Origin of the sequence: Microcoleus sp. F4-D5 (assembly GCF_036704885.1) — a bacterium.
GTDB lineage: Bacteria > Cyanobacteriota > Cyanobacteriia > Cyanobacteriales > Microcoleaceae > Microcoleus.
In genome coordinates this window covers 77,521-89,794 of record NZ_JAUBSX010000015.1, presented here as the reverse complement: position 1 = coordinate 89,794, position 12,274 = coordinate 77,521, and the positions used below count along the sequence as shown (strand labels likewise).

Here is a 12,274-nt window from a genome sequence, read left to right as displayed (position 1 = left end):
TGAATCATTAATGCTTGGTTTGAGTTCGCGATCGCACTCCCCACGCCTAGAAACCGGGTTTTTTTCGGAATCTGCCTGCCCCAACGCGTCTTGTCGTGAAAAAAACCCGGTTTCTGACCACCCATGCGTCCCGGACTAAGTTTATGACAACTGACTATTTGCCCAAATTAGCGAATATTGCTTGGATTAATTGACTGGCTTTGGCATCAAGACGATTCCAATCTACATCGCCAGTCTCGTCATCAATCAAGCTAGTATCAATTACAACTTCTTGGCTTTCGATGTGAGTGTGGGCGGGCTGGTAGTTGACAAAGCAGACTCGATAGCAAAGTTCCCAAATATCGACGGATATTTGCTCGCCTTGATGCTCTAAAATTAGTTGATAGCCCGGAATCGGAATCTGCACTTCTTTATAAGTGCCAGTCCAAACTGACTCTTCTAATTGTTTGCGGATGTTGTCGAGCACTCGGATCATCGCTGGCTGCATGAGCAGTTCAGCTTGCTGCCACGCGATCGGGCTAGTTATTTTAGGCTTCATATACACGGTTCTAAAAAAGAAAATCAATAAATTAATTTTCTAGCATTGGGTGCCAACTTTTGAGACATTCGCCACAGAATGTTAAATTTAGCCGTCACCAAATTCAAAAGTCAACCCTCAACAGCAAAAGTTAGAGCCGTTCTCGGCTTGACGGCTAAAAACGGCTGAAACTGTTGATATTGAGTTATTGGATGGGTAATGTAGGATTTGAACCTACGGCATCCTGCGTGTAAAGCAGGCGCTCTACCACTGAGCTAATCACCCAATTGCACTCACAAGGATTTATCATATCACAGTAACTCAGAAAGATCAAGTAAAAAAAATCCTAAACTTTAAATGCCCTCTGGCCACACCCACGATCGAATAACCATGTGGAGTTTGCCCGCTGTGGCAGCCCTCACCTTTGGCCAGACTCAGAGCAGCAACCTGACTTTGCTCGTTTCCGGCAGTTTCTTATTCGGCGGGCTGATGTTTGGTCCCGACTTGGATATCTACTCTTGCCAGTATCAGCGCTGGGGATGGTTAAAACCAATTTGGCTCCCGTACCAAAACAGCCTGCGCCACCGCTCTTTTTTGTCCCACGGCCCTCTGATCGGCACTGCTTTGCGAATCTTGTACCTCGCTATCTGGATCGCGGTTTTCGGAGTGTTGGGATTGGTAATTGCCGAAAAAGTCGGGAACTTAGCCGGGAATTGGCAGGATGTGGTTTTGAGTTGCGGACGATCGATCTGGGAACACAACATCGAAATTTTAGCCGTTTACATCGGTCTAGAATTGGGCGCTATGAGCCACTATCTGAGCGATTGGGGCGGCTCGGCTTACAAAAGATTCAAAAAGAAAGGATTGAGCGGGTTGCGGCATCCTGGAACAATTAAGAGGCGCAAACGCCAACCAACCCGTCGCACTTCCAGCAAATCCATAGGAGAAGGAAGAAGGAAGAAGGAAGAAGGAAGAAGGAAGAAGTAATACAATCAGCAGAAGGAAGAAGGAAGAAGGAAGAAGGAAGAAGTAAGAAGGAAGAATTAATACAATCAGCAGAAGGCAGAAGGAAGAAGGAAGAAGGAAGAAGTAATACAATCAATGGTTGGAGCCATTAACAACGTTATAACCGTCTTGGCGGTTGATATAAAAGGTAAATTATTATGTCGAATTCTGAAAGTCGATCGCTCACAGCACTCGAAGAACTCATAGAAGTTGTGGCTAAATTGCGATCGCCAGACGGCGGATGTCCTTGGGATTTAGCCCAAACTCCCCAAACTCTAATTCCTCACATAATCGAAGAAGCTTATGAAACCGCCGACGCGATTCGCAAAGGAGATAAAGATGCGATCGTCGAAGAATTGGGCGACTTACTGTTACAGGTAATTCTGCAAGCTCAAATTGCCAGCGAATCCAATCAGTTTACCCTCGCCGAAATCGCTGCGGGCATCACAGACAAACTAATTCGGCGACATCCCCACGTCTTCGGCGATGTCGAGATCAACAGCGTCGATGAAGTCAACGAAAACTGGGAAAAAATCAAAGCAGCAGAAAAAGGCACGACTTCGGAAAAGCCGGCAACTTTAGCCTCGAAAATGAGCCGTTATGCCAGCACTTTGCCGCCGATCGCCGCCGGGATGAAAATCTCTCAAAAAGCTGCGGAAGTGAGTTTTGATTGGGACAGTGTAGACGGCGTTTGGGATAAATTTCACGAAGAAATGGCAGAATTTGAACACGCTCTCAAACACGAGGATAAGGCAGCGCAGGAGTCAGAATTGGGAGATATTATGTTTGTGTTGGTTCAATTAGCCCGCTGGTACGATTTAGATCCGTCGGCTGCTTTGCAGGGAACAAACGATCGCTTCGTGCAGCGGTTTGCGAAGGTGGAGGCTGCGTGCGATCGACCTTTGTCGGATTATGCCGCAGAAGAGTTAGAATCTCTGTGGCAGCAAGCTAAAGCTTTAATTGCTAAACAAAAGGGCGATCGGTAATCAATCACCGCAGATAAACACAGATAAAATCACATCAGCGTTCATCAGCGTTCATCCGCTAATATCTGCGGTTCAAAACTCCCAATCTCAAGAATTTGGTTGCATCAGTTCAGATGTCAGCAATCAACTACTCGTAAAGCTTAGCGTCATTATACGGCGGATGTTCGCACGCGATATAAAGCGCATTTGTAGGTTCCAGGGCTTCCCCTGTCACCGGATCGATCGGCTTGAGCACAAAGCATAACAGAGAGAGCGATCGCCAATCCAAATTATCCAGCTTCCCGCGTTCGTAACGGTTGACTGTTGCGGCACTGATACCCACATCTTTGGGTACGGGTTGATTTGTCGCTGTGAACAGCGCCTCTTCGTATCCCTTGGTTTTAAACTCTGTTTCGCTGACAGACCAGCCTGTTGTCTGTCTTGCTGCTTTTAAAATCTTCCCCAAACGCATCCGCCCCGTTTCAGTGAAGCGAACGGGACGCAATTCCTGCTCTTTGTCCACCACAGCCTTGTTAGAGAGTCCTGACATTTTTCCCACCTACGTTAACTCTCAAACTAGCACAGCATCAATGATTGAGGGTTGCACGAGCAACATCTGAGCTTAAGAAGTTTAAATTAAATCTCTTTGCACAAGTGCAATAAGACTCTGATATAGTAATATGTAATTGACTCTCAACAGAACTTGCCTCTCAAACTCTGAGTATACAGCTATGACAGCACTGTTTCGCCGCATCCAACCCTCGAAAAAGCTCCGCATCACACTCAGGTCGTAGGCGTAAGCCGGGGCGTAGCCATCGCCCAACTGCTCAAAATCAGCCAAAATCAAATTAAGCGAGTCGAATCCTGGGCTTTCGTGGTTTTCGTGCACCGGCGGGACAGAGGCGGCCTGTTTGTCAGCTACCGGAGGCTGGAAGAATGGCAAAATGCGTTAGCGAAGCCCTCGAAGAGGATCGCCCATCACATCCAAACCTGCCCCACTCTTAGAGAACTCTCGCAGCTCAAAACATCTATTCACTACGACAGCCGGAAATTCAAAAAACAATGTCTCCCAAAAACACTTGACTTTTTAAATCAAATGTGCATTGAAAGACAAGACGAACTCAACATCTGGGAAAGCTTAAACAGCATTGCTTCCTAACAGAAATTAGGCAGATTTCCTTGCCCAAAACAGAAGCGAAACATTTGCGAGCAATTGCGAGATCGAATCACCCCAAAAATCACCCGCGAATGCTCCGCCACATCCATGAAAGCGATCGCCAAAGCAATTAAGACATTGCCTGAGCGATATAATCAAAATAAGGAGCTGCTTCCTTAGCATCCTCCTGATTGAGCAAAGCCAAAGAAGCTTCCTTCAAACAGCGGATAGCTTCGACCATGCCAGGAACAGGAACGCCGAGAGAATTATACATTTCCCGAACGCCAATCAAACCGATGCTTTCGATCGGCTCCTTGTCACCGGCCAAGATACCGTAGGTAATCAGGCGCAAGTACCAGCCGTAGTCGCGCAGACACAAAGCCCGTTCGCGCTGACCGTAAGCATTGCCCCCAGGAGAGATAAAATCAGGTCGTTTTTTCCAGAGTTTTTTACTAGCTTCTTCAACAATTTTCTTCTCACTGTCAGACAGCGCAGTAGCAATACGCACCCGCTGTTCTCCGGTTTTAAAGAAATCATTGATACTTTGGAGTTCGCCGGTACTGGGATAACGAAGTTCGTCGTCGGCTTGGAGAATTAATTGGCTAACTACGCTCATTGTTATTCAAATTTGAGGATAACATTAATAAACATTCCCATCTGTTGGCGACGGGATTCTTGGTTCGCAGACTTGCCTTGCTCCTAACATTTATCAATCCTAGAAGTAGAGGGTAAATCTCCCCAAGCGTTATGCTTGATGTTCAAGCCAGTTTCCTTGTGTTCCAGGGTACTGCGGGAAAAACTCAAAAATTGCGAGTGAGAGTTTTGATGTCGGCAGGCACTTTGACTGTTTAACCAGTTTTTGCTAAATCGCCCCAACAGCAGATCGCACTGACGACGATATCGAGGCAACTCGTGACAAGCTGGACTCCCCGGTTGAAGCTTGGCTTTAGCAGCAAGACTTTCAGCAGCAGGAAGACAGCCTGCAATTGAGTTTGAGTGCGATGGCTTGCGCCCCGCTTCGCTACGACTTATCTCAGGAAAGAGAGAGCGATATTGCATTACCATATTAAATCCTACCACGACTACTTGTGACCAAATCTAAATTCCCGACCCCAAACTCGACGAAATTGGCAAACCCTTGCCAGCAAGGTCAACTGATTGAGATAGAGATTACCGACTTGACAGACACCGGCGACGGAGTTGGTCGTTTTGGTGAGTTAGTGGTGTTTGTGCCCGATACCGTGACGGGCGATCGAGTCCTTGTCCGCCTCGTGCAAGTCAAATCCACCTATGCTACAGGCAAGCTGGACACACTTCTCGAAGCATCCGAACACCGCATCCGAGCTAACTGCATTGTCGCCGACAAGTGCGGCGGCTGTCAGTGGCAGCACGTAGACTATCAATATCAGCTTGCAGCCAAGCAAAATCAAATCATTCAAGCCTTAGAACGGATTGGCGGATTTAGTAATCTGCAAGTCGATGAAATTTTAACGGGAAAAATCGAGGGATTTCCCCAATTTTTGGGATACCGCAACAAAGCGACTTATCCCGTGGCAATATCTGCGACAGGTCAAGTTCAAGCAGGTTACTATCAAAAAAGCACCCACAAATTAGTCAATCTCAATCAGTGTCCGGTGCAAGATCCGCGCCTCAATCCTTTGTTAAAAGAAGTCAAAGAAGACATCCACTGGCGGGATTGGCAAGTCTACGACGAAAAGAAACATACAGGAGAATTGCGTCACTTGTCCTTGCGGATCGGACGGCGCACCGGCGAGATGCTGCTAACTTTAATAGTTCGCACTGGAGAGTTGCCGGGACTAGAAGAGCAAGCATCAGAGTGGCTGAAACAATATCCTCAACTGGCAGGGGTTTGTTTGAATATAAATCCGGCTCAAACTAATGTGATTTTTGGTACTGAGACTCGCTGCATTGCGGGTCGTTCATATCTGCGAGAAAGCTTTGCTGGTTTGAAATTTCAGCTAAGAGCAGATACTTTTTTCCAGGTTAATACAGAGGCGGCTGAAGCGTTGTTAGAGACGATCGTAGGGGAATTGAATTTGCAGGGAAACGAAATTTTGGTTGACGCTTTCTGCGGCATTGGTACTTTTACTTTACCCCTGGCAAAACAAGTAAAAATAGCCATTGGTTTAGAAGTGCAGCCGGCGGCGATCGAACAAGCCAATTTAAATGCTGAGTTAAATGACGTGAGAAATGTCGAGTTTCAGGCCGGAACTGTAGAGAATTTGCTGCCTTCGTTGGGATTGACACCTGATATTTTGCTGCTAGATCCGCCGAGGAAAGGGTGCGATCGCGCGGTTTTGGAAGCTATCAAAGAAATCAAACCAAATCGCATTGTTTATGTTAGCTGCAAGCCTGCTACTTTGGCTCGCGACCTGAAGATTTTGTGCGAAAATGGGGATTATAAGTTAGCGCGAGTGCAGCCGGCGGATTTCTTTCCTCAGACTTCTCATGTTGAGTGTGCGGCTTTTTTGGTCAGGTGAATGAAAGGGCGATCGGGCTACTAGACTTATTGCATAAATCTTTGATTGATAGGGAAACCGCAGATGCAACGCAGATAATTTAAATATTTTTTGCGAATGTATGCAAGTTAAGCCGAGTGAGTAAGTGAGTACAAATAGATATAAGCTAGGGGCGTGAGTTCGGTAACTGAAGCAGCGTTTGCTATATTAGAATACGGGTTTCAAACTCTCGGACTCGATCGCATTGTAGCGATTTCCAAAGCGGCAAATATTGCTTCGCCGCGCCTGATGGCAAAAGTGGGAATGCAGTACAAACAGAAGGTAGATTGCTGGGGTACAAGCTAGATCCAGTCCGGCCTGAATCGGGGGGAGTCCAGAAGTATAGAATAGAGGTTGCGGAATCGGCACACCGCCCGATCGCTCGCCCCCAGCAATTTGTTACCCTAAAAATAGAATCTCCCCTCCCTCAACTGCATCCCATGAACAACGCTTCTCCCCTGATTCAAACCGTGACTCCAGAACGCTGGGCCGGGTTTAGTATGGACTTTATAGGGGCGGGTTACACGGGTTTGTTGGTCAAAAACGGCCGCGTCGTGCGTACCCTAAAATCCGGGCGGCATTTCAGCTTCGCCCTTCCCCTGCTAGAACAGTGTCAAATTGTCATCGTAGACACCAAACTCCGCAATTTGGAGGTACAGTCGCACGGAGATTTTTTGTCTAAGGATCGATTTTTAATTGATGCCACTCTGACTGTTATTTATCAAGTTATAGATCCGAAACGAGTAGCTTTGGAATTGTCCGATCCTCTAGCTGTTTTAGCAAGTGCAGTTAAGGATTGTATGGGCTTAGCGATCGGGCAAATACCCCTACAACAGCTTATCAGTCAAGGACGGCTGTTGCTGCGCCAAAATTTGCTCGATCGCGTCCAAGATTTTTATACCCTAGGTTTTAACTTAGAAGACGTGCGAATTGGCGATGTCAGCTTTCCCGAAACCAACGGAGTTATTCGCCAAGTTGAGGGAATGAGTGCCCGACAGGAAGCAGAAAATGCCGCCGCCCTGCAAATGAGAATTGCCGAAGCCGGCCGTCCAATTGTTCCTCAATCTCCCGTACAGCAGTTAAACTTAATTTCAGGTAATTCTCCTGCGAGTCTTCCAGCTTCTGACACAGCAGCAGGGTTCGATCGAGATTTAGAACAACTGACACAACAACTTGCTCAAAATAGCCTCCCTGCTGGGAGAAATCCTCCCCAACTTGCACCAACCGTACTCGCAAGCAGCGATCGCAAAACAACCGCATATTTAATCTACAAACTTTCTGGAGAGGCGATCGCCCTAACAGCCAATCCCTTTACAATTGGACGCGAACCAACCAACACTTTAGTATTGCAAGATCCGCAAAGTTCCCGCTACCACGCTCAAATCCGCCGGGCCACTGACGAACTTGGCAAACAGCGATATCAGCTTGTCGATAGCGGCAGTTCCAACGGCACTTTTGTGGGTGGGCAGAGGCTGGCTGCTAACGAGCCTTTTTGGCTGCCAAATGGTTGCGAAATAGCGATCGGCGACCAAAAATGGATCTTTCAAAATTCGTGAGTGACAAATATGAAGATGTTTTTAAACAGCAGATAAACACAAATGAATCCCATCAGCGTTCATCTGTGTTTATCTGCTGACATCTGCGGTTAAAAAAAACCCAATCTCAGTAACTTGCTTTAATCACAATATACAAGTAATAGATGCCGAATCTACCGTCAACAAGAGGAAAGTTTTTTTACCGCAGATAAAAATAGATAAACGCAGATAAACGCAGATTAATTTCATCGCCTTTCATCAGTCAGGTTTCTGTAGGGCGTTGTCACGAGTCCCCGCCATTCCGACACAGCTTGACAACTTCTCCCTCCCCAATTCCCTATACTCCCAGGTAGAAGTCTCTTGCCAACCCTAGGGGGGATATCTCCACAAGCATTTCGAGCGAGAATTTGTCAAGATTGAAAATATAAGTAGAGGACAACCCCATGAACTTTTCTATACAATCTGTTTACAACTGGTACCGCGACACCCTCCGCAACCCCAAATACCGCTGGTGGATTATTCTGGGAACCCTGGCATATCTGGTAAGCCCGATCGACATTGCCCCAGACTTTCTCCCCGTCGTCGGACAAATTGACGATGTGGCCATTGCAGTCTTGCTGATTTCGGAAGTGTCCCAAATGGCGATCGACTACTTTAAATCCCGCCAAACAGAGACAGCTTCAGCATCCGAAGCCACCGGTGCCCCTTATTCTGAAGCCAAAGGCAGCACCGTTGACGTAGATGCAGTTTCTGTAAAATAATTTTGCCAAAAATAATCGAGCGCTACAACCCCGACTTCTTCAAGAAATCGGGGTTTTTGTTTTTTAAATGGCAACTGCTCAGATCGTGCTCCAAAGCTGGTAATTTTAACTATGATCCATCTGTGCTAACAACAAATTTTTGATGAAGTTTAGCGAAATAGTACAAAAACTTAATTTAGCCACCAGTCGCAGCCTCACAGCGTCGGTTGCTACCGATCCAGAAATTACAGGCGCGGCCCCTGTTGATGAAGCTGCATCGGGTACTATCAGTTACATAGAAGGTGCTAAATTTGCCGCTCATACAGCCACTACAAATGCTTCGGCTTTAATTTTACCCTTAGATGAAAGCCTCCAAGCTCAATGTACCGATCGCAACATTGCTTGGATTGCCGCAGCAGATCCGCGATTGCTGTTTGCTGAAACCATCGCCATTTTCTATCAACCGTTTCGCCCAGCATCCGAAATTCATCCCTCAGCAGCCGTTCACCCCTCAGCAGAAATTGGTGAAAATGTCTATATCGGCCCCCACGCCGTTATTCAAGCAAAAGTCAAAATTGGCAGCAACGTTTGCATTCACCCAAATGTTGTAATTTACCCAGATGCGGAAATAGGCGCCGGCACAGTTTTACACGCTAATTGCGTCATTCACGAACGTACTCGCATCGGGGCAAATTGCGTGATTCACAGCGGTGCGGCGATCGGCAGCGAAGGTTTTGGGTTCGTGCCGACAGCCTCCGGGTGGGTGAAAATGGAGCAGTCTGGCTGCACTGTATTAGAAGAGGGCGTTGAGGTTGGCTGTAACAGCACGATCGACAGGCCCGCTGTCGGAGAAACGCGCATCGGCCAAAATACAAAAATTGACAACTTAGTACACGTAGGTCATGGCTGTCAAGTAGGAAAAAATTGTGCGTTTGCCGCTCAAGTCGGCATGGCCGGCGGGGTAAAAATTGGCAACAATGTAATTTTGGCAGGTCAAGTGGGAATTGCCAATCAATCGAAAATCGGAGATGGGGCGATCGCCACTGCTAAAGCCGGAATTCACAGCGATGTTGCAGCAGGTGCGATCGTGACGGGCGTTCCAGCAATTCCCCACAAACTATTTCTCAAAGCCGCAGCAATCTACAACCGCTTGCCGGAAATGTACCAATCTTTGAGGCAAATTCAGCGCAAGCTCGATCGGTAGTCAATTGGCAGTTGGCAGCAGTCAGCAGTCATTAGTTAACAGTTAACAGTCAACAGTATTATAGTTGCAACCCATTAAATGTGGAATAGTATAACTAACCTGCGATTGCTGTCGCCGTCAATACCAGCAATTGTCAAAATAATCTTGTTTTTCTCAACTTGGATTGTTGTGTGGCTTCCCGCAGCGATCGTCCTGGCGATCGCCCTCAAATGGCATCCACCCCAACCCCTGGGAAACAAAAAACTACCTTTACTAGCTTCTCTCTACCTGATTGTCCCCTTCATTTTATGGGCGACAAGTTGGATCGAAAACGCATCTTTTACTAACTGGGGTTGGGATTGGCAACCCGCAGTTTTGATGTCATTAATGCGGGGATTAGGATTAGGAATAATCAGCTTAGTAATTTTATTCGGTCTGCAATTAACCGCAGGCTGGATCGATATAAAACAAAGCGAAAGTTCCCCTGAAACAGGCGAAATAAAAATTAAGTTTTGGAGTTTAATTTTTAACCCTGCTAGTCTGCTGACTCTGTTATTAGGACTGTGGATAAGCGCCACAGAAGAGTTAATCTTTCGCGGCTGCTTGCAAACAATCCTCCAGCAAGATTACTCAGTGCTAATTGCAGCAGCGATCGCCAGTTTCATTTTCGCGATCGCCCATCTAATTTGGGCAGCCAAAGAAACTCTACCGCAACTGCCCGGATTGTGGCTGATGGGGATGGTTTTAACATTAGCCCGCATCGCCGACAATGGCAGTTTAGGATTGGCGATCGGCATTCACGCAGCTTGGATTTGGGGTATAACTACCGTAGATACAGAAGGCGCAATTAATCCCACAGGCCGCGCACCGGAATGGATTACAGGAATAGCAGCAAAACCCCTAGCAGGTGCAGCCGGAATTTTGTTATTGCTAGCAACAGCAGCCGTGCTTTTGTTAATTAAAAATTAAAACCTAATACCCCAAACCCCTTTAAAATTACCTCTTCTCTTCCTCTGCGCCCTCTGCGCCCTCTGCGGTAAAAAAAGATTAGATTCAATCAAGCGAGAACTAAAACCACAAAAAACACAGATAACACAGGCATTAATCTGCGTTAATCGGCGGTTAAAATTCAGACATTAATTCAAGTGTCGATCGATCGTCACAATCGAAACTGGCCGCAGCGCGTCAAAACGAGTTGAATTCCCCCCAGCCACAGAACGCGATAACTGCACTTGCAGAATTCGGTAACTCCAGTGCGGTTCCCGGCGCACCCGATCGCCCATCCAGCTCAAAACAGTAGCAATATCCTCAAAAGCATCCAAAGCCAACACGATCGAGCCTCCAGGGAGCAGCCGCAGCGCGCAAACGCCCAAAATTTTAGTCAATCCTCCGCCACTGCAGCCAATAAAAATCCGGTGCGGAGGACGCAAGCGGTGCAAGATTTCCGGGGCGGTTCCGTAAATCGAGAACACATTTTGCAGCCCAAAACGGCCGTAGTTGAACTCGATCGCAGAAGTACCAGAAACCGTTTTTTCGATCGCGTACACCTCAGACTGCGGGAATAAACGAGCAATTTCGATCGACACAGAACCGTTGCCAGCACCCACATCCCAGATAACATGTCCCGGTTGCAAAGCCAATTGTGCCAGCACCAACACCCGCACTTCCCGTTCAACCGTCAAACCAGGCTTGTCGCCACAACCGATAAAAGCTGCATCCGGTATGCCCAACAAAGGCAACTTTTCCAAATCCAAAGGTTCTGCCCTCGGCGGGGACTCCCGCAGCATCACAACCACGCTCAGCGGTGCAAAAGACTCTCCCAGCAAAGCAGACAGAGAACGGAGGCCCACCCGCTCGTCGTGGGCCGAACCCAAATTCTCGCAAACCCAAAACTGGTAGCGTGCAGGCAAATCTAGAGCTTTCACCAAATTGGCCAGGGCCGCCGGAGTATGAGTTTCGTCGGCGAGCACTGCAATTTTCTCGACACCGAGTTTGAGTTTTGCAGTCAGTTCCTCAAAATAACGTCCTTGAGAGCCCACAAAATGAGCGTCTTGCCAAGGGATTTGCAAGCGGTTAAAAGCCAACTGCACAGAACTGACGTGGGGGTGAAAAGTCAATTTTTCTGCAGGCAATTGGGCAATTAACAACTTTCCCCAGCCGTAGAACAGCGGGTCTCCCTCCACCAAAATTACAATTACTTGAGAGGAGGAAATGGGGGTTTCCAACGTCCCCGCATCCGGCTCTAAATCCGCCTCCTGAGCCAACCAGCGCCGAATTTCGACAATTGCGGTCGTCAAATCTGCTAGCACCCAGCGCTCGCAGGAGAGCTGCGGAAAATAGCTCAAATGTCGATCGCTCCCTACTAGCAGAGCAGCCATTTCTACAACCTGCAGCGCCGAGGAACTCAGCCCAGCAGCTCCATCTAAACCTATACCAACAACGTGTACTGCCACTTTTTGAGCAAAGCTGTTTTTTTCTGATTTTTCATAATAAGTTTTTTGCTTGACTTTGTTGCCAAGCCCAAATAATTAAAGCATTTAATAGGCAATATTCTGAGTGTTGTCACAGGGGAGAGGGGAGAAGGGGAGAGTCGGCGAGAGAGTGGGAGATGGGGAGGGTGGGATAAGGGAAAAAATCTTCCTTCTTCCCTCTTC

General features: G+C 47.4%; 14 protein-coding genes and 1 tRNA gene. 9 read left to right on the top strand and 6 right to left on the bottom strand.

The window, feature by feature from the left end; all coding sequences use genetic code 11:
• Positions 1 to 154: 154 nt before the first annotated feature.
• Both QUA80_RS10050 and QUA80_RS10045 read right to left on the bottom strand, forming a co-directional pair.
• Entirely contained in the window at positions 155 to 538 is a 384-nt protein-coding gene (locus tag QUA80_RS10050) for a hypothetical protein (RefSeq protein WP_333423730.1), read from the bottom strand.
• A gap of 192 nt (positions 539 to 730) precedes the next feature.
• Positions 731 to 802 (bottom strand) — tRNA-Val (locus QUA80_RS10045).
• Between the two features lie 72 nt (positions 803 to 874).
• Here QUA80_RS10045 and QUA80_RS10040 point away from each other — a divergent pair.
• Complete coding sequence (locus QUA80_RS10040) at positions 875 to 1,504, top strand: metal-binding protein (RefSeq protein WP_333423728.1); 630 nt, start codon at positions 875 to 877, stop codon at positions 1,502 to 1,504.
• Between the two features lie 176 nt (positions 1,505 to 1,680).
• Positions 1,681 to 2,508 (top strand): nucleoside triphosphate pyrophosphohydrolase, encoded by an 828-nt coding sequence (gene mazG, locus QUA80_RS10035; protein WP_333423726.1) that lies wholly within the window; start codon positions 1,681 to 1,683, stop codon positions 2,506 to 2,508.
• A 127-nt stretch (positions 2,509 to 2,635) separates the two neighbouring features.
• On the opposite strand, the gene QUA80_RS10030 is transcribed toward mazG, so the two are convergent.
• Positions 2,636 to 3,037, bottom strand: a complete 402-nt coding sequence (locus QUA80_RS10030) for a helix-turn-helix domain-containing protein (protein ID WP_172192721.1) — start codon at positions 3,035 to 3,037, stop codon at positions 2,636 to 2,638.
• Positions 3,038 to 3,361: 324 nt separating this feature from the next.
• Here QUA80_RS10030 and QUA80_RS10025 point away from each other — a divergent pair, with 324 nt between their 5' ends.
• Positions 3,362 to 3,646 (top strand): hypothetical protein, encoded by a 285-nt coding sequence (locus QUA80_RS10025; RefSeq protein WP_333423725.1) that lies wholly within the window; start codon positions 3,362 to 3,364, stop codon positions 3,644 to 3,646.
• A gap of 127 nt (positions 3,647 to 3,773) precedes the next feature.
• Here QUA80_RS10025 and QUA80_RS10020 read toward each other — a convergent pair whose 3' ends face one another.
• Both QUA80_RS10020 and QUA80_RS10015 read right to left on the bottom strand, forming a co-directional pair.
• Complete coding sequence (locus QUA80_RS10020) at positions 3,774 to 4,259, bottom strand: allophycocyanin subunit alpha-B (RefSeq protein WP_333423723.1); 486 nt, start codon at positions 4,257 to 4,259, stop codon at positions 3,774 to 3,776.
• Between the two features lie 83 nt (positions 4,260 to 4,342).
• Positions 4,343 to 4,708 carry a hypothetical protein gene (locus QUA80_RS10015; RefSeq protein ID WP_333423721.1) on the bottom strand — a complete coding sequence of 122 codons (366 nt, stop codon included), beginning with the start codon at positions 4,706 to 4,708 and terminating at the stop codon, positions 4,343 to 4,345.
• Positions 4,709 to 4,731: 23 nt separating this feature from the next.
• Between QUA80_RS10015 and rlmD the strand changes: the two genes are divergently transcribed.
• The 6 genes from rlmD (at position 4,732) to QUA80_RS09985 (ending at position 10,589) form a co-directional block, all read left to right on the top strand.
• A complete protein-coding gene (gene rlmD / locus QUA80_RS10010; protein ID WP_333423719.1) occupies positions 4,732 to 6,144 on the top strand; it encodes a 23S rRNA (uracil(1939)-C(5))-methyltransferase RlmD in 1,413 nt (470 codons plus the stop codon).
• 153 nt (positions 6,145 to 6,297) lie between these two features.
• On the top strand, positions 6,298 to 6,468 hold the full coding sequence (locus tag QUA80_RS10005; protein WP_333423717.1) for a GNAT family N-acetyltransferase: 171 nt from the start codon (positions 6,298 to 6,300) through the stop codon (positions 6,466 to 6,468).
• The gene (locus QUA80_RS10000; protein WP_333423715.1) at positions 6,450 to 7,718 is read left to right on the top strand and encodes an SPFH domain-containing protein; all 1,269 of its coding nucleotides are present in this window, start codon (positions 6,450 to 6,452) and stop codon (positions 7,716 to 7,718) included. Before QUA80_RS10005 ends, QUA80_RS10000 begins: the two co-directional genes overlap by 19 nt.
• A 422-nt stretch (positions 7,719 to 8,140) precedes the next feature.
• The gene (locus tag QUA80_RS09995; protein WP_332978828.1) at positions 8,141 to 8,458 is read left to right on the top strand and encodes a YkvA family protein; all 318 of its coding nucleotides are present in this window, start codon (positions 8,141 to 8,143) and stop codon (positions 8,456 to 8,458) included.
• Positions 8,459 to 8,600: 142 nt separating this feature from the next.
• Positions 8,601 to 9,641, top strand: a complete 1,041-nt coding sequence (gene lpxD, locus QUA80_RS09990) for a UDP-3-O-(3-hydroxymyristoyl)glucosamine N-acyltransferase (protein WP_333423713.1) — start codon at positions 8,601 to 8,603, stop codon at positions 9,639 to 9,641.
• A 78-nt stretch (positions 9,642 to 9,719) separates the two neighbouring features.
• On the top strand, positions 9,720 to 10,589 hold the full coding sequence (locus QUA80_RS09985; protein ID WP_333423711.1) for a CPBP family glutamic-type intramembrane protease: 870 nt from the start codon (positions 9,720 to 9,722) through the stop codon (positions 10,587 to 10,589).
• Between the two features lie 167 nt (positions 10,590 to 10,756).
• Here QUA80_RS09985 and cbiE read toward each other — a convergent pair whose 3' ends face one another.
• A complete protein-coding gene (gene cbiE, locus QUA80_RS09980) occupies positions 10,757 to 12,073 on the bottom strand; it encodes a precorrin-6y C5,15-methyltransferase (decarboxylating) subunit CbiE (RefSeq protein WP_333423710.1) in 1,317 nt (438 codons plus the stop codon).
• Between the last annotated feature and the right edge of the window lie 201 nt (positions 12,074 to 12,274).

Bases quoted from the DNA above. Each gene is read 5' to 3' on its own strand.
- QUA80_RS10030 (WP_172192721.1), bottom strand. From the start codon at position 3,037: ATGTCAGGACTCTCTAACAAGGCTGTGGTGGACAAAGAGCAGGAATTG.
- QUA80_RS10040 (WP_333423728.1), top strand. From the start codon at position 875: ATGCCCTCTGGCCACACCCACGATCGAATAACCATGTGGAGTTTGCCC.
- QUA80_RS10020 (WP_333423723.1), bottom strand. From the start codon at position 4,259: ATGAGCGTAGTTAGCCAATTAATTCTCCAAGCCGACGACGAACTTCGT.
- QUA80_RS09985 (WP_333423711.1), top strand. From the start codon at position 9,720: ATGTGGAATAGTATAACTAACCTGCGATTGCTGTCGCCGTCAATACCA.
- QUA80_RS09995 (WP_332978828.1), top strand. From the start codon at position 8,141: ATGAACTTTTCTATACAATCTGTTTACAACTGGTACCGCGACACCCTC.
- QUA80_RS10050 (WP_333423730.1), bottom strand. From the start codon at position 538: ATGAAGCCTAAAATAACTAGCCCGATCGCGTGGCAGCAAGCTGAACTG.
- QUA80_RS10015 (WP_333423721.1), bottom strand. From the start codon at position 4,708: ATGGTAATGCAATATCGCTCTCTCTTTCCTGAGATAAGTCGTAGCGAA.
- mazG (WP_333423726.1), top strand. From the start codon at position 1,681: ATGTCGAATTCTGAAAGTCGATCGCTCACAGCACTCGAAGAACTCATA.
- lpxD (WP_333423713.1), top strand. From the start codon at position 8,601: ATGAAGTTTAGCGAAATAGTACAAAAACTTAATTTAGCCACCAGTCGC.